Below are 14,716 nucleotides of genomic sequence, written 5' to 3'. Positions count from 1 at the left end.
CCCGGATGCGCCCGGTCCCGCCGCGCTGGTGGGACCGGGCGCTCTGTTACCAGGACGAATGTGCTGCGCGGTACTACTTGCTCACTTGCTCACCTTGACCGAGAACCAGTCCACGCTCATCCCCGCACCGGAGGTGGTGTCCGCCGCCGGTGAGGTGCAGCCGCAGACCTTGTTGGGATAAGAGCCGCCGACCGCGACGTTGAAGATGGCGAAGAACCCGTGGTCCACGGCCTTCTTCCAGGTCTCGGCGGACACCTGGTTCTGCTTCACCGTGAAGGTTTCCTTGCCGTCGCGGTAGAAGCGCAGCTGTTCGGCGGAGGTGTCGGTGCGATCCACGATCACGGAGTACGTGTGGTAGTCGGTCTGACAGCCGTCGCACGGCAGCAGATCGCTGGTGATCCCGTCCGGGTCGTGGCACTCGCCGGCCCACTCACCGCAGTGGAAGGTGTTCGAGTGCTTGCTGAGCCCGTTGACGTCCTCCATGATGTCCAGCTCGCCGATGCTCGGCCAGTTGGTGGCCCCGACCGGGCGGGCGTCGGCGCCCATGGCCCAGAAGGCGGGCCAAATGCCGAGGCCCTTCTCGGGGTTGGGCTGCTTGAGGGAAGCGCTGATCTCCAACTGCCCACCGGCGGGCGCCTCGAAGTCGGTGCGCTGGGTCTCCACGCGGCCGGAGGTCCACTTCCCGGAACCGTCGCGGATCGGCTTGATCACCATGTGACCGTCACCGTCGTGGTAGACGTTGTCGGTCGAGTCCGTGACCGACTCGATCTCGCCGGTGCCCCAGTTCGCGGCGCCGCCCGGGTAGCCGGTGCCGATGTCGTACAGCCAGTCGTTCTTGTTCAGGCCGGTGCCCGCCGCGCCGTCGAAGTCGTCCTGGAAGACGGTGGTCCACTCGGCCTCGGCCGCGGGCTCACCCGCGGCGGCGGTGTTGGAGGACACCGTGAGAGCCAGCAGTCCGGTCACCGGAAGCGACAAGGCGGCCACGAAGGCCAGAACGCGTCGTCGTCGGCGGCGGGGTTTGGCCTCCGCCGTCGTGCCTGAGGAAGTGATCCTGAACATGTGGGGGGCTGCTTTCGTTCGTAGGAACAGCGTTGATGGGGTGTGCGAGCCCTCGTAGCCCGCTCCTGGCGTGGGGTGATGGGAGATCGGGCTACGGGAACTCGGGCACAGTGGGCAGAGCGAGCGCCGATGGGGCCGAGAGAGCGCTCACACGGAACGACTGTCTTGGACCCTGCCCTTGCCGGTCAAGGGTCATGCTGAATTCACTAGTTGAACCAAAGCCCTTGGCTTGACCACATCGCCGCGGAAGTATCGATCGCCCCACTTCAGAGTTGGAGGCATGGCCTGGGTGCCATCACTCGGGCTCGCCAACTCTTGACGGCGCGCCACGTCGTCATCGGGCGTGATCGCCGCACCGGCCGGCACGGCGTCATGCCTCGCCCCGGACGTCGAACCGTCACCGTCGCCGCGGTGTCGTCCGGACCGTAGCGATCACGAGGTCGCGCCGGTCAGGGCGAGGAATTCGGCGCGCGAGCGGGCGTCGGAACGCAGCAGTCCGAGCAGGGTGGAGGTCATGGTGCTCGATCCGGTGGCCTGGACCCCGCGCAGGGTCATACAGGAGTGCTCGGCCTCGATCACCACACCGACGCCCTTGGGCTCCAGATGGGTCTGGAGCCAGTCGGCGACCTGCTTGGTCAGGCGCTCCTGGACCTGCGGGCGGCAGGCGAAGTGCTCGACGACACGGGCCAGCTTCGACAGGCCCAGGATGCGGCCGCCGGGCAGGTAGCCGACGTGGGCGGTGCCGACGAACGGCAGCAGATGGTGTTCGCACACCGACCGGACGGGGATGCGCCGGGCCAGGACGAGCTCGTCGTAGCCCTCGTCGTTGGGGAAGGTGGTCAGGTCGAAGGGGCGCGGGCTGAACAACTCGGCGTATGCGCGGGCCATCCGGCCCGGTGTGCCGCGCAGGCTCTCCGACGAGGTGGAGATCCCCAGGGCGTTGAGGAACTGACCGGCCGCGGCTTCCGCGGCGGCCAGGTCGATGTCGCCGGACTCATGGACCACCCGCAGAGCGGGGCCCGCGGGCGCCGGCTCCTCCGGGTCGTGCGGCCGTATCCGGGTGGTGGCGCGGGGCGCGAGCTCGGTCATGTCAGCTGCCGCCGATGCCCGGAGCCGTGGGCAGGACGAGGACGTTGTCCATGGAGAACTCCCGAGATGAGCATGGCGAAGGCAGCCGGACACTCCTGGCTCCCAAACGAGTTTCGCCAATAAATCTTGGTCTTATCGCGGTGGCGCGTCAAGCCACGCAGTGCAGAGAGCCAAAAGGGCACTTGTGCCCATGTGAGTGGGCGTTATCGTGCTCGGGTGGCTTCTGACTCGACTCCGCCGGCCGACACGGTCAACACCGCCATCGACTCCGTCAGCGTCCTGAGCGAGGACTCGCGGCGGCGCATGTTCGTCTTCATCCGGCGTGCCGGACGTCCGGTCACCCGTGACGAGGCCGCCGCGAGCGTCGGCATCTCCCGCAAGCTGGCCGCCTTCCACCTCGACAAGCTCGTCGACGCCGGCCTGCTGCGCGCCCGCTATGAAACGCCCGGCGGGATCCGGAAGGTCGGCAGACGGCCGAAGGTGTACGAACCCACCGACGCTCAGATCACGGTCAGCATCCCCGAGCGGCGCCATGAACTCCTGGCGGACCTCCTCCTGGATGCCGTCCTCACCGAGGAGGCCGACGAAAACGCCGCGCAGGCGGCGGTGCGGGCCGCCGAGCGGCGCGGCCGGCGGATGGGCGAGGCCGCGCGGGACGAGACCCGCCCCGGCCGCCTGGGCCCCGAGCGCGGGCTGACCGTCTGTGAGCGCTTGCTGGACGAGTACGGCTATGAACCCGTCCGGGAAGCCCCCACCGAGCTCCGGCTGCGCAACTGCCCGTTCCACCCGCTGACCGCGAAGGCCCCCGACTTGGTGTGCGGCATGAACCACGCCTTCCTCGCCGGTTACGTCAACGGCCTCGAGGTCAACGGGGTCCGGGCCGTGCTGGCTCCCGAGCCCGGGAAATGCTGTGTGCGGCTGGGCCCGAGCGACCCCAATCCTCCCCGAGGAGTTGAAGAAGTTCCTCACCAAGCTGGAACGTGAGGTGCCGGCGGCCGTCTCATCTGCTCCCGCGGACTGCTCCGTGTTCCCAGGCCCAGGCCGCTACCTCGACCCGGTTGCGGGCGTTGAGCTTGGCCTGGATGCGTGCCAGGTAGGTTTTCACCGTCGACAGCGACAGGAACAACTCATCGTCGCGACTACCTCGGCCCATCCGCCCGTCACCTTCAGAGAAGTCACGACCGACCCGTGGCCCGTACCGACCTTGGCGGAGACCAGCGCGAACCACGGGATAGGTCACATCCGCGCGGGCGTGGTGGGCGGTGTTCCTCTGCTCATGTGACGGCGCCGGGCGCCCGGCCGGCGTGCCGTGCGCGGTGAGGGACCGACCTCTGCCGTCGGGGCGGGGCTTCCGAGCCCCCATATGTGACGGGGGTCACGCCCGGGGGAAAACCTGACGTTCGTGCCCGACGTCTTGCGGGTGTGAGATCAGTCAGGAAGACAGTGGGCGAACTGGACGAGGAGCATCTCGTCCGGCTGGTGGCCAGAGGCGACCGTGCCGCGTTCGAGGAGCTGTACCGGCGTACGTCGCCGTGGATGGCGGTGCGGCTGCGCCGCCGCTGTGCGGACGAGCAGATCGTCGCCGAGGTCATGCAGGAGACGTATCTGGCGGTGTGGCGCGCGGCGGGTGCGTTCATCGGGGCCGCGGCTGGGGGAACCGCCGTCGGCTGGCTGTGGACGATCGCGGCTCGTCGGCTCGTCGACGCGTTCCGGCGCAGGGCCCACCACGCGGAGCCGCCGCCCACGGCTGCCCCGCGGTCCATGGCGCCCGCCGCCGAGGAGGAGGCGCTCGCGGCGACCGTCGGTGGTGAGGTCGGAGACGCGCTGCGGCGCCTCGCGCCGGAGCTCAGAGAGGTACTGCAGGCCATGGTGCTCGACGGGCTGTCCGTCCGGGAGACCTCTGTCTTGCTGGGATTGCCCGAGGGCACGGTCAAGACCCGTGCCCGCCGGGCCCGGATCGAGATGCGGAAGGCACTGGCATGAGTGTGGAACACGCGTCGATTCGGATCATCGACGGATACGCGCGCGGCGACACGGACCTCGCCGCCGACGAGGTGTGGGCCCTGGAGGCCCATCTGGAGGCGTGCCGGGCGTGCCGTGACCGGCTGTCGGCCTCCGTCACGGCGCAGGCGCCCGCCGTCGCGGCGCTGGTCGGCACGGTGTGGTCCGACCTCGAACCCCAGCTCGCCGACACCGCCCCGGTACCGCGTCGACGGCGCTGGTCGGCGCGGCTGTCGAGGTGGATGACGCCCGTGATGGTGCCGTGGCTGGCCATGGTCGTGATGGTGACGCTGCTCGCGTTGCTGCTCGACCTGGCCGACACCGGCTCCCGCGAGGTGTCGCTGGTGCTGCTGCTCTCCCCGGTCCTGCCCGTGCTCGGCGTCGCGGCGTCGTGGTCGCGCGGTCTGGACCCGGCGTACGAGCTGACGGCCTCCGCGCCGAGGGCGGGACTGTACCTGGTGCTGCGGCGTACCGCGTCCGTGCTCGCCGTGGTCGTCCCCGCGTTGCTGCTGGGCGGATGGGTGACGGGGGTGACGGCCGCGCAATGGCTGCTGCCCTGTCTGGCCTTCACCTCGACGACCCTGGCGCTCGGCGGTGTCGTCGGTGTGACCCGCGCCGCCGCCTGGCTGGTGGCCGGGTGGGCCGCTGTGGTCGTGGCACCGACCCTGGCCGCCGGCCGTACGACCTTCGCCCTGGCGACGGACGGTCTGCCCGTGTGGGGGCTGATCCTCGCGCTCGGCATCGGTGTCGTGATCGCCCGCAGGGGCGCGTACTCCGTGCTGGGAGCCCATCGTTGACCATGAGAAAGGAACACCACATGATGCCCGCGGTGAGCGCGGCCGACATCGCGCCGACGCCCTACGCCTGGGAGATCCGGGCCACCGGGCTGAAGGTCAGGGTCGGCAGAAAGCAGATGGCCGTCGACGGGGTCGACCTGTCGCTGGGCACCGGCGTACACGGCCTCCTCGGCCCCAACGGGGCGGGCAAGAGCACCCTCATCCGGGCTCTGGCCACCGTACTGCGCCCCGCCGAGGGCACCCTGGAACTGCTCGGCGAGTCCGCGGGCGGCAGGGGTGAGCACCGTGCGCTGCGCCGCCGGATCGGCTACCTGCCGCAGGAGTTCGGCTACTACAAGCGCTTCACGGTCCGCGAGTTCGTCGAGTACATGGCGTGGCTGAAGGAGGTGCCCAAGGCGGACATCCCCGCGGCGGTGCAGCACGCCGTGGAGCGGGTGGGCCTGGCCGACCGTGCCGACAAGCGGATGAAGACCCTGTCCGGCGGCATGGTGCGGCGGGTGGGCATCGCCCAGGCCATCGTCAATGACCCGTCGATCCTGCTGCTGGACGAGCCCACGGCCGGCCTGGATCCGGCGCAACGGCTGCGCTTTCGCGAGCTGCTGCAGGAACTGGGCAAGGACACCTGTGTGGTCGTCTCGACCCACCTCGTGGAGGACGTGGCCGCCGCCTGCACCGACGTGGTGCTCTTCGCCGAGGGCCGACTGGTCTTCCAGGGCACCCCGGACGACCTGGCCGCGGCGGGCGGCCCCGAGCACGTGGGCGACAGCCCGCTGGAGCGCGGCTACTCGGCACTGCTGCTGGGCCCCGGCCAGGGAAGGGGCGCCTGGTGAATACGCGTGTCCTGCGAACCGAGCTGAAGCGCTCCGTCGCCCCCTGGGCAGGCACCGTGGTCCTGACGAGCGCGCTGGCGTTCCTGTACCTGGTGGACGGCGAATGGTGGAGGGGCACCACGGCGTGGACCGCCCAGTGGACGTCCCTGGCCCTGTGGACCCGCGCCCTGCTGTTCTACCTGTGGCCGCTGACCGTGGGGCTCGGCGCGTTGCAGGGCCTGCGTGACCACCGCTCGAAGATATCCGAGCTGCTCACGACCACATCGCGTCCCGCCTGGCACCGCGCCGCCACGCTGGCGGGCACGATGGCGTTCACCCTGGCCTCGGCGTTCGCGCTGCTCGTCCTCGCGGGCGCGGTCCAGGTGCTCGCCAACACCGAGTACACCCACCTCGGATGGCTGCCGATCTCGCTGGTGGGGGCGCTCTCACTGGTCGCGGGAGCCGTGCTGGGCATGGGGGCCGCCCGCGCCCTGCCGTCCGCGCTCACCCCGCCGCTGCTGGCCATGGGCGCCTTCGTGTTCACTGCCGTCATGCACATGTCGCTGGGACGGACCGAGACGGACACGGCGACAGGGATCCCGAGCTCGGAGCCGAACCGGGTCTCGCTGCTGTCACCGGCGGTGGAAGAAGTGCGCGACGCTCTCGTCACGCTCTCCGCCTCCGTGCACGTCGGGCAGACGATCTGGCTGCTCGGCCTGGCCGCGACGGGCTTCGCGCTGCTGGTCGCCGCGACCCCGCGCACCCGGCTGCTCGCCCTGACGCCCGTCCTGGCGGGCGCGGCCGTCGCCCTGCTCGTCCTGCCCTCCGACCCGCGCCGGATGTATGTCCTCGACAAGGCCGCCGCGGAGTTGGTGTGCGATGGCCCGGTATGCGTGACCAAGACCCACCAGACACGACTCGCCGACCTCGCGAGTCGCGGCAAAAAGGCGCTGCGCCTGCTGCACGGTGCCCTGGGAAGCCGGGCGCCGGTCTCGGTCCGGGAGAACACCGCCGTACAGCCGGAGGGTTCCACGCCGAGGTGGTCAAGCAAGACCGTGCTGATCGACTTCGACGACGACATCATCGCCGCCGCGAAGGGTGAGGAGCTGACCCGGGCTTTGATCGCCGAAGGCATGGTGCCAGGGTGCTCTCCCGTCGGCTGGAGCGGCACGGGGGGAGAGGACATCGCGCGGACCGTCGCGGTGGGCTGGGTCCTCGGCGACCTCAATTCGACGCCCGGCCAGGGGTCACCGAACGTGCGACGCGAGGTCGACACCCAGGCCCGCGCGGTGTGGAAGGACCTCAAAGCGCTGCCACGGGCCAAGCAGCTCCAGCGGATCAACGCCATGCGCGCCAACGCGCTCTCCTGCAAGGGAGACGCACTCGACGCGCTGACCGGCGGTGCGTACCGGTGAGATGGCTGGCGCTGTACGCGCGCTCGCGTCAGGTACCCGCGTCACTGGCCGCAGTGATGATCAGCATGGTGACGGTGTGGGCACTCGCCCGGGACGGCGGTGGGGGGCCGGGTGATCCGCGAATGCCCGCGCTCGGCCTCGCCGTGGGAGCGATGGCGTTCTCGACCGGGCTCAGCGGGCAGGACCTCGCGCTGGACCGGACGGCCGCGATCCGCTGGGCGCCCCGCAGGGCGGTGCACGTGCTGCTCGCCGGCGCGGTCGTCGCTGTGGTGCTGCTGGCGGTGCAGGCGACGGGGAAGGACCTGACCACCGCCGCGTTCGTCGTGCGGGACAGCGCGGGCCTGATCGGGCTCGCCGCCGTCGGGGCGACGGTGTGCGGGGGGCAGTACGCGTGGACCCCGCCGTTCGCCTGGCTCTCGTTCTCGTTCTTCGCCCCGCCTCCGACGAGTGTGCCGACGCAGGTGGCGTCCTGGATGATGCTGCCACCCGGCACGGCGGCGGGCACCTGGACAGCTCTGGTGCTCACGATCGCCGGCACCACGGCCTACGCCGTCGCGGGACCGAGGCGGTAGCCGGCCCGGGCTACCGGACCCGGGGCACGTCAGGGCATTTGGTCCGGCCCGAGTGAATTCTCCGGGCCGATCGAACAGCGTGGCGCAGGCGGCAGAGATAGATGTCCGATGGACGGACTTCGGTCAGCGCATAAGACCGTGACATGGGATGTGTTCGTTCGAGCGCGGTTGAACCACCTGACCAGGGATCGTCGGCAGGAACGCACCTTTGCAGGTGAAGGCAGGGGAGCGTGGCCATCGGCGAGCGGGGCGCCCGTGAAGGACTTCCCGTCCCTTTTGGAACATGGGAGGTCCTGTTAGCGTGGCATGGCGCGAGCAGGGAGTGTGGAGTCCGCCTATGTCATTGACCGACAAGGCAATCGCCCGCATCAGGGAGCTGATCCAGTCCGGCGAATTACCGCCGGGCGCCAAGCTGCCGCCCGAGCAGCAACTGGCCACGGAGCTTGGTCTGTCCAGGAACCTGATGCGTGAGGCGGTCAGAGCGCTTGTCGTCGCGCGGGTCCTGGATGTCAGGCGGGGTGACGGGACCTATGTGACGAGCCTGGAGCCCGCGCTGCTGCTCGAGGGGCTGGGCGCGGCGGTGGAATTGCTCCACGGTGACACCCTGCTGGAACTGACCGAAGTGCGCAGGCTCTTCGAGCCCGTTGCCACGGGCCTGGCCGCCACCCGGATCTCCGACGACGACCTCGTCGGGGTCAGGCACCACCTGGACGCGATGAGGGCCGCCCGCGACGATGTCGAGCTGCTCAACGAGCACGACGCCGCCTTCCACCGGGCGGTGATCGCAGCCGCGGGGAACAGCACGCTGGCTACGCTGCTGGAGGGCATCTCCAGCCGCACCGTGCGCGGCCGGGTCTGGCGCGGCATGGTCGACGACCACGCCGGTGACCGGACCATCGCCGAGCACGAGGCGATCTACGCCGCCCTGCTGCGCCGGGACTCCGCACTGGCCGAGGCCGCGGCGCTGATGCATGTGAGCACGACGGAGCAGTGGCTGCGTCAGCACCTGGACCACGACGAGCCCGCCGGTCGGCCGGGTCCGGCGGGCGACGAGGCGTCGTAGCGGAGTTGCCGGGCGTCGGCGCGCGGTCCGGGTTCGATTCCGGCCTGTTCCATGACCTGGCGTGCTCTCGTCGGCCAGTTTCCGCCGCTCACCTTGACGTTACCGCTCAGGACGTTGTTGTGCGGTGCGCCGGTCGCCACCTGGGTGGCACCGGTGTTGTACCAGTTCTCCGAGAACGTGCTGTCGTTGGTGTTGTTGGTTCCGCTGGCGTTGGTGAAGGCCCACACGCCGGCGTCCTGGATCACGTTGTTCCGGAGTGCGACATAGCGGGAGCCCTCGTCCAGGTAGAGGCCGACGGTGTCGTGGTTGTCGTAGATGTAGTTGCCCTCCATGACGGTTCCGGGGCTTGCCGACAGGTTGTACAGGCTCCCGCCGTCGTGGAAGACCTTCTTGGTGCCGTGGATCAGATTGTGGCGGACGACATTGTCCGAGAGCGTCGTCGGCGTGGTGTAGACCGGTTGGTAGTTGTACAGGCCGCGGTTCCTGTAGCCCGTGCTGCCGCCGGGGTCGTTGGCGCCCCAGCCCCAGCCGACGTCGATGCCGTCGTAGGCGAGGTCGGAGACCTCGTTGTGCTCGATCACCGCGTGGGTGACGTAGGTGGACAGGATGCCGGACATGTCCTTGTAGTCCTGGGCGACATGTGTGACCAGGTTGTCCGTGATGGTGATGTCCTTGTTGACCATCGCTGGGTTTGAGGGGTGGTGGGCGTCGGGCCGCACACCGCCGGCCACGATGCCCGCGCCGGAGTCTTCGATGAAGGTGTTGCCGTGGACGGTGATGCCGGATGTGCCGAGGCCGACACCGGAGGCGTGGGCGTTCGCGTCGTTGCCGATGCCCAGGGCCACCTGGCCCAGGTGGGTGAAGGTGTCCCCGGTGAAGGTGATGTCGCTTGCCGCCGAGACCTGCACGGCCGCCGGTATCTGCTGCCAGCCGTTGCGGGCGCCTTCGAACAGCGGGCAGCCGGACTGGCAGGACGTGAGGAAGTCGGCGGGCTGGGGGTACGCGGACGGGATGAAGGTGCCGTTCTGCTGGTTGGCGTAGCCGGTCGGGGTGCCCGGCCGGAGCCAGGTGGAGTGTTCGAAGCGGACACCCTCGATGGTGATGTTCCGGACCGGGTTGTCGTAGGTGCCTCCGATCTGCAGCAGCGAGGTGAGCTGCGGCAGTTCGATGTCGCTGTCGCCCGGGTCCTGGCCGGCGGGTGCCTTGTAGTAGAGGAGGCCCGCGTCCGGGTCGAGGTACCACTGGCCCGCGGTCTTGAGGAAGGAGTAGGAGTTCTCCAGCAGGAGGGTGCCACCGGCGAAGGGTTTGGCGATGGTGTCGTAGCCCCAGTTGTTGTTGTTCCAGGCCGGCTGCTGCATGGTGATGGTGGTGCCGCTGATGCTCTGCACGGGCGCGTACCGGTCGGTGAAGGAGTTCTGGCTCTCCACTTCGACGCGGTTCTGCCGGGGCAGCGAGGCGAGGTAGTTCAGGGCCGGGTTGACGATGGTCAGCCCGGTCTGCGTCACCCTGACGTCGCTGCGCGAGATGGTGATCGAGGCGCGGGGTGCGAGGGCGCCGTCCACATAGAGCTGCCGTGAATCCTTGCCCTTCGGCACCTGCGCGACGTAGACGTTCGACGCCGCGTCCTGGAGACGCCAGCCGGTCACCCGTAGGCCGCCGGACACGACGGGTGCCTCACCGGGCCGCGCCCTCCAGGTGACGGTGTGGCCGTTGCGGCCCGAGTCGGCGCCGCTGAGCTTCCAGGGTTGCGTCAGGCGGTAGGTGCCACCGGACAGTTCCACCACCACGTCGGACGTGTCCGACAGGTCACGCGCGAGGCGCTGGGCCCGGGCGAGGGTGGCCACGGGGTGGTCTGCCGTGCCCTGGCTACGGTCGCTTCCCTCGGGGGCTACGACGATCGTGGCGACGCGGGCGGCCGAGGCGTTGGCGGGAGCCGCGGCGAGGACGGCGAGGGCGGTGGCGGCCGCGGCGAGGGCCGCGAGGGCCATTCTTGGATACCGGTGCATGGCTGGTCCCGGGGTTGAAGGGGCGGAGTCGGTCAGCGGTGGCTGGTCCGTACCGTGTGCTGGGACGAGTGGCTCAGGCGCGTTCATGACGTCGCCCCGGGGCCGTGTCCGCCGAACGGCGTCCGGTAGGTCGGCGGCCGGGTGCGCAGGTCGAGCTGGAGTGTCAGGCGGATCCGGGTGGAACGGGGCAGGTCCACCCGCAGCCAGGGGGCGTCGGCCCGGGTGGTGGCGCACGTGACGGCGGGGTGGCCGTGGCCGTAGTCGTACAGGTCGCCGATCCAGGTGGGATCCTCACAGACGGTGTGGTGGACGGCTCGGATGGTGTGTTCGGCGAAGGCTCCGGCCTGCACGATCACCGATCGCGGAGCTTGGGCATCGAGGTTGACCAAGTCGACGACGGTGGCCTCCGGATCGATGCGTGAGACCAGGGCCGCCACCGAAGGGGGCAGCCCCGGGCGTGCGGCGGTGGCGTCGTAGTACCGCACTCGTGCCTGCTGGAGGCCGCCGTTGTAGACGACTTGTGGCGCGCCCCAGGTCAGCTGTACCAGGGCCTCGGTGACGACCGGGTTCGACTGCTGCCAGAGGTGGATGTCGGCTTCGGGCACGTCGGTGCCGCGGAAGCGTTCCATACGGGTCAGCCGGTGGCGGACCTGGGCCTGCGCGGCGGCCAGGATCCGCTCCGGGTAGGAGGGGGCGTCGCCGCTGAGGAAGGCGAACCAGGGCTCCTCGTGCCCGGCCTCCTCCTTGCTGCGGAAGGGGCGTACCGTGCGCCAGTCGTAGCCACTGGCGGAACGGAGCCGTTCGAGGCGTTCCCTGTCCGCTGCCGAGGCGGAGTGGTGCCATAGAGCCATCGGGACAGCCATCAGCATCGGGTTGTAGTCGAACCAGCCCCGGTCCGCGTGCCGGAACGGCACATGCAGCGTGGGTGTGACCACGTCCTCGCCCAGTTGGACGGCCCATTTGGACCGTAGGCTCGAGTCCGAGTCCGTGAAGGCCATGACCTTGCCCTGGGCGATGATCTCGTCCAGGGCGGGACGCACGAGGTCCAGGCAGGAGTCGTCGCCCGTGGCCGCTGCCCCGGCCAGGGCGGCGGTGATGGCGGCATGCCCGACGCTGTACCACCCGTGTGGCCAGGACCAGCCGTAGTGACCCCCGTACCAGCGCCCCTCCAGCAGTCCGCCCACCGTGCCGTCCGGGGCGACGTTGTCCGGCAGGACGCCGCCGCGGGCAGCCGCACGCTCCCGCCAGGCGCCCACGTACTCGGCGATCCAGTCGCGGTAGCGGTCCTCCCCGGTGAGGACCAGGGCGTTGAGGACCAGTCCGGTCACGGCCAGATTGACCGCGGTGTCTCCGTGGCCCATCCTGCGGCGCATCTCCTCGCCCAGCCGCGGGTCACGGGCCGGCGGCGGTGTGCCGGACCCCGCCCCCGGCGTCCACTCGAGGGGGAAGCCGTACATCCGGGCTTCCTGGGGAAGCCAGGGATACGCGTCGCCGTCGAACAGCCCCTCGCGCCGCGGGTCGCTGCCGTTGTGCGGCCGGCGGATGATGCGGTGTGCGCGGTCGTAGTTGCCGTACTTCGGGTCCACGTACAGTTCCGCGAAGCGGCGCGCCCGCCGGGAGAAGCGTTCGGGAGCGGCCATGCACAGGAAGTAGAACAGCAGCATGCTCTCGCCCTGATGGAACCAGTCGTAGCCCCGTTCGAACTCGTCCCTCAGCATGCCCAGCTCGGTCAGCTGCCGGGTGACTCCTTCCCAGTGCCGTTCGGACGCCGCGAGCAGATCGCTGTGCCCGCCGAGCAGGTAGAGCTGCGGCCAGTTGAAGAAGACCTCGTAGAAGTCGTCCGCGCCGTCGCGGGAACTCAGGCCGCCGCGGTACTTCAGCCGCCCGTCACCCTCCGTGAAGTCCGTTGCGAACCGGCGCCAGGCCTCGTCGAGCAGGTCGAAGAGCGCCCGCTGCGCGATGGCCCAGCCCGGTGGCTCCAGCAACGGCACCGAGGCTGTGATGACGGGGAGCATCGGGTCTCCATTCAGGCAGGACGGCACCCAAACACGGCGTTCGCGGGGGCTCAGCTCTTCGTGGCGCCGGCGAGCATGCCGGCCACCAGGAAGCGTTGGGAGAAGAGGAAGACGACCAGCACCGGAGTGATCGCCAGCAGTGTGGCCAGTGCCAGTTCAGGGCGCTGGACGGCGAGTGAGCCGACCGTGGGGTTGAACTGGGGGACGTCGTTCAGCAAAGTTCCCAGGCCCACCTGGACCGGGAACTGTCGACTGTCGGGCAGCATGACGTAGGGAAGGAAGTAGTTCGTCCAGTTCGCCACGAAGCTGAAGAAGCCGACGAGGGCGACGACCGGAGCGGCCAGGGGCAGGGCGACGCGGCGGAACACGTCGAACTCGGAACAGCCGTCGAGCCTCGCGGCGTCCAGCAGATCCCGCGGCAGTGCCGTACCGAAGTAGATGTAGGTCAGGTACACGCCGAAGGGGTAGTAGGCGTACGGCAGGATGATCGACCACATCGAGCCGATCAAATGCACCGCGTTGACTTCCAGGAACAGCGGAACAACCAGTGTGGCGTTCGGCATGAGCATCACCACCAGGGTGGCGATCAACAGCGTGCGCCGCCCCCGGAACTCGGTCATCGCAAGTCCGTAGCCCGCGGGGATCGCCACGCACAGGGTGATGATCAGGGCAAGGAACGCGTACAGCGCCGAGTTGCGCAGCCACAGGAAGACGGCGTTGCCCTGGTAGCCCATCAGCGCGTTCCAATTCGCCCGCAGGGCGTGCCAGGATCCGAAGGACAGCGGGTTGCCGTGCACCAGCTGGCTGTCGGTCTTGGTGGCGGCCAGTACCAGCCACAGCGCGGGGAGCGCGAAGAAGACCAGGAACAGCGCGAGCACCAGGGCGGGCAGCGGCTGGACGCCAAGGCGGCGGGTAGCGCGGCGCGGCCCCCGGAACCGTGGTGCCGCCGCGTAGGGCGCCGGCGGGGACGCGGTCGTCCGGGTGTCAGTCCGCATCGAAGAACCCCGATCGGGCGACGAAGACTCCGGCGACGACGAGGGAGACCACCAGCAGCTCCACCGAGACGGCCGCCGCGGTGTTCACGTCGTTGTTCTGGAAGGCGAAGTCGTACGACAGCTGATTGAGCGAGTAGTCGCGTCCGGCGACCCCGACGCTGGCCTGCGACAGGAGTTGGGGCTCGACGAAGAGCTGGGTGCCGCCCGCGAAGGCGAGGATCACCATATAGACGATCCACTTGCGCAGCAGCGGGATCTGGATCCGCCATGCGGTCCGCCAGGGCCCCGCGCCATCGATCCGTGCCGCTTCCATGACGTCCGGCGAGATGTTGTTCAGCGCCCCGTACATCACGATGATCCAGCCACCGGCGCCGGTCCAGAAGGCGATCAGGGTGAACAGGACGGGCAACTGTGACGGGGCGATGACCTGGGCGAACGTGGGGAAACCGAGCCCGCGCAGCAGGAAACCGACCGGGCTGACCGCGGGGTCGAGCACGAACAGCCAGACCATCACGCTCGCCGCGCCCGCCAGTGCGCCGGGGAGGTAGTAGAGGAAGCGCAGCAGCTTGCTCATGCCCTGTGCGGCCAGCCGGTGCAGCAGCAGGGCCAGGCCGACGGAGAACACCACCAGGCTGGCGAGCCAGCACACCAGGTAGAGCCCCACGTGCTCGACGGCGGCGACGAACCGGAAGTCCCGCGCGGCCGTGGCGAAGTTCGACAGGCCCACGAAGGTGCCACCCGCGTCGGTGAAGGCGAAGCAGACCGCGTAGACGGTCGGGACCACGCCGAACGCGACCAGGAGCACCACATACGCCGCGACGAAACCGTGGCCGGAACGGACCGGCGACCTGCCGTGGCGGGCGATCGGCCGGCGAACCCGGTCGGCTTCCGCGGA

Annotated in this window: 13 protein-coding genes and 1 pseudogene; 7 read left to right on the top strand and 7 right to left on the bottom strand. The window is 69.7% G+C overall.

Annotated features, from left to right (window positions below):
- Positions 1 to 81: 81 nt before the first annotated feature.
- Both ACMTAK_RS04335 and folE read right to left on the bottom strand, forming a co-directional pair.
- Positions 82 to 1,059: a glycoside hydrolase family 16 protein gene (locus ACMTAK_RS04335; protein WP_262697866.1), complete on the bottom strand. Its 978-nt coding sequence runs from the start codon at positions 1,057 to 1,059 to the stop codon at positions 82 to 84.
- Between the two features lie 432 nt (positions 1,060 to 1,491).
- Positions 1,492 to 2,148, bottom strand: a complete 657-nt coding sequence (gene folE / locus ACMTAK_RS04330) for a GTP cyclohydrolase I FolE (RefSeq protein WP_413804893.1) — start codon at positions 2,146 to 2,148, stop codon at positions 1,492 to 1,494.
- A 216-nt stretch (positions 2,149 to 2,364) separates the two neighbouring features.
- Between folE and ACMTAK_RS04325 the strand changes: the two genes are divergently transcribed.
- A complete protein-coding gene (locus ACMTAK_RS04325; protein WP_413804892.1) occupies positions 2,365 to 3,132 on the top strand; it encodes a helix-turn-helix transcriptional regulator in 768 nt (255 codons plus the stop codon).
- Between the two features lie 16 nt (positions 3,133 to 3,148).
- Here ACMTAK_RS04325 and ACMTAK_RS04320 read toward each other — a convergent pair.
- A pseudogene (locus tag ACMTAK_RS04320) lies at positions 3,149 to 3,277 on the bottom strand (response regulator transcription factor); the annotation flags it as partial.
- A 350-nt stretch (positions 3,278 to 3,627) separates the two neighbouring features.
- Between ACMTAK_RS04320 and ACMTAK_RS04315 the strand changes: the two are divergent.
- From ACMTAK_RS04315 to ACMTAK_RS04290, 6 genes are all read left to right on the top strand, one after another.
- Positions 3,628 to 4,131 carry an RNA polymerase sigma factor gene (locus ACMTAK_RS04315; RefSeq protein ID WP_413812794.1) on the top strand — a complete coding sequence of 168 codons (504 nt, stop codon included), beginning with the start codon at positions 3,628 to 3,630 and terminating at the stop codon, positions 4,129 to 4,131.
- On the top strand, positions 4,128 to 4,946 hold the full coding sequence (locus tag ACMTAK_RS04310; RefSeq protein WP_413804891.1) for a zf-HC2 domain-containing protein: 819 nt from the start codon (positions 4,128 to 4,130) through the stop codon (positions 4,944 to 4,946). The genes ACMTAK_RS04315 and ACMTAK_RS04310 overlap by 4 nt, the downstream gene beginning before the upstream one ends.
- A 20-nt stretch (positions 4,947 to 4,966) precedes the next feature.
- Entirely contained in the window at positions 4,967 to 5,776 is an 810-nt protein-coding gene (locus ACMTAK_RS04305; RefSeq protein WP_413804890.1) for an ABC transporter ATP-binding protein, read from the top strand.
- A complete protein-coding gene (locus tag ACMTAK_RS04300; RefSeq protein WP_413804889.1) occupies positions 5,773 to 7,170 on the top strand; it encodes a hypothetical protein in 1,398 nt (465 codons plus the stop codon). Before ACMTAK_RS04305 ends, ACMTAK_RS04300 begins: the two co-directional genes overlap by 4 nt.
- A complete protein-coding gene (locus tag ACMTAK_RS04295; protein ID WP_413804888.1) occupies positions 7,167 to 7,742 on the top strand; it encodes a hypothetical protein in 576 nt (191 codons plus the stop codon). The genes ACMTAK_RS04300 and ACMTAK_RS04295 overlap by 4 nt, the downstream gene beginning before the upstream one ends.
- Before the next feature lie 337 nt (positions 7,743 to 8,079).
- Positions 8,080 to 8,805: a FadR/GntR family transcriptional regulator gene (locus ACMTAK_RS04290; protein WP_413804887.1), complete on the top strand. Its 726-nt coding sequence runs from the start codon at positions 8,080 to 8,082 to the stop codon at positions 8,803 to 8,805.
- On the opposite strand, the gene ACMTAK_RS04285 is transcribed toward ACMTAK_RS04290, so the two are convergent.
- The 4 genes from ACMTAK_RS04285 to ACMTAK_RS04270 form a co-directional block, all read right to left on the bottom strand.
- A complete protein-coding gene (locus ACMTAK_RS04285; RefSeq protein WP_413804886.1) occupies positions 8,742 to 10,793 on the bottom strand; it encodes a right-handed parallel beta-helix repeat-containing protein in 2,052 nt (683 codons plus the stop codon). The two genes, ACMTAK_RS04290 and ACMTAK_RS04285, sit on opposite strands and share 64 nt — an antisense overlap.
- 101 nt (positions 10,794 to 10,894) lie before the next feature.
- Positions 10,895 to 12,826 carry a hypothetical protein gene (locus tag ACMTAK_RS04280; protein WP_413804885.1) on the bottom strand — a complete coding sequence of 644 codons (1,932 nt, stop codon included), beginning with the start codon at positions 12,824 to 12,826 and terminating at the stop codon, positions 10,895 to 10,897.
- Between the two features lie 50 nt (positions 12,827 to 12,876).
- Positions 12,877 to 13,821 (bottom strand): carbohydrate ABC transporter permease, encoded by a 945-nt coding sequence (locus ACMTAK_RS04275; RefSeq protein ID WP_413804884.1) that lies wholly within the window; start codon positions 13,819 to 13,821, stop codon positions 12,877 to 12,879.
- Positions 13,811 to 14,686 (bottom strand): carbohydrate ABC transporter permease, encoded by an 876-nt coding sequence (locus ACMTAK_RS04270; protein ID WP_413812793.1) that lies wholly within the window; start codon positions 14,684 to 14,686, stop codon positions 13,811 to 13,813. Before ACMTAK_RS04270 ends, ACMTAK_RS04275 begins: the two co-directional genes overlap by 11 nt.
- Between the last annotated feature and the right edge of the window lie 30 nt (positions 14,687 to 14,716).

The organism is Streptomyces lacaronensis (assembly GCF_047337785.1).
Classification (GTDB): domain Bacteria; phylum Actinomycetota; class Actinomycetes; order Streptomycetales; family Streptomycetaceae; genus Streptomyces; species Streptomyces lycopersici.
This window is presented reverse-complemented; position numbering and strand designations above follow the sequence as displayed.

Bases quoted from the DNA above. Each gene is read 5' to 3' on its own strand.
- ACMTAK_RS04335 (WP_262697866.1), bottom strand. From the start codon at position 1,059: ATGTTCAGGATCACTTCCTCAGGCACGACGGCGGAGGCCAAACCCCGC.
- folE (WP_413804893.1), bottom strand. From the start codon at position 2,148: ATGACCGAGCTCGCGCCCCGCGCCACCACCCGGATACGGCCGCACGAC.
- ACMTAK_RS04310 (WP_413804891.1), top strand. From the start codon at position 4,128: ATGAGTGTGGAACACGCGTCGATTCGGATCATCGACGGATACGCGCGC.
- ACMTAK_RS04305 (WP_413804890.1), top strand. From the start codon at position 4,967: ATGATGCCCGCGGTGAGCGCGGCCGACATCGCGCCGACGCCCTACGCC.
- ACMTAK_RS04290 (WP_413804887.1), top strand. From the start codon at position 8,080: ATGTCATTGACCGACAAGGCAATCGCCCGCATCAGGGAGCTGATCCAG.
- ACMTAK_RS04285 (WP_413804886.1), bottom strand. From the start codon at position 10,793: ATGGCCCTCGCGGCCCTCGCCGCGGCCGCCACCGCCCTCGCCGTCCTC.
- ACMTAK_RS04280 (WP_413804885.1), bottom strand. From the start codon at position 12,826: ATGCTCCCCGTCATCACAGCCTCGGTGCCGTTGCTGGAGCCACCGGGC.
- ACMTAK_RS04275 (WP_413804884.1), bottom strand. From the start codon at position 13,821: ATGCGGACTGACACCCGGACGACCGCGTCCCCGCCGGCGCCCTACGCG.